This window comes from Mesorhizobium sp. M7A.F.Ca.MR.362.00.0.0 (genome assembly GCF_004023175.1).
Taxonomy (GTDB): Bacteria; Pseudomonadota; Alphaproteobacteria; order Rhizobiales; family Rhizobiaceae; genus Mesorhizobium.
This window is the reverse complement of the sequence record NZ_RZTF01000893.1, coordinates 1-563: the sequence shown is the minus strand read 5'-3', so window position 1 is coordinate 563 and position 563 is coordinate 1. Positions and strand designations below refer to the sequence as shown.

Here is a 563-nt window from a genome sequence, read left to right as displayed (position 1 = left end):
CCCATATGATCATCATGGACTCCGATACCGAGACGGCGATGACGCTTGGCCGCACCTACCTGACCACCGAATCCCAGCCCAAGCCGCTGTCCCGCCATGATCTCGACTTGATCGTACAGTGAATCCACAATGGGAGGCGTTCTTCGCCAAGGAGTTAGAAGGCAAATGAGACGATCGCATGTGACGACCGTGTCATTGCTTGTGGCATTGGCTCTTGCCGCCTGCACCAACGCAAAGGACGTGCTCGAACCGTCGGCGATCACTCCGCCGGCGACGTCGACCCAGACGCTGCCCGCCACCAGCACGGCGGGCGCTCCCGCAACCACCGCCGCACCGGTCACATCAGCCCAAAGCGCTGCCATCCTGTCGAAGACCCGCCTGCAGATCGCGCCGATCGTCGGCGCTTCGGTGGAAGCCGCGACACCTCTGACGGCGGAGTTGCAGACCCGCGCCAGGCAGCGCGGTATCACGCTCGCCGGCAGCGCCGACCAGACCGTGACACATGTGCTGAAGGGCTATTTCTCGACGATGTCGGAAGGCGCCGACACCACCGTCATCTATGT

General features: G+C 63.1%; 2 pseudogenes. Both read left to right on the top strand.

The window, feature by feature from the left end:
* A pseudogene (locus tag EOC06_RS38375) lies at nt 1-122 on the top strand (aminopeptidase P family protein); the annotation flags it as partial.
* A gap of 43 nt (nt 123-165) precedes the next feature.
* Nucleotides 166-563, top strand: a pseudogene (locus EOC06_RS38370) (hypothetical protein); the annotation flags it as partial.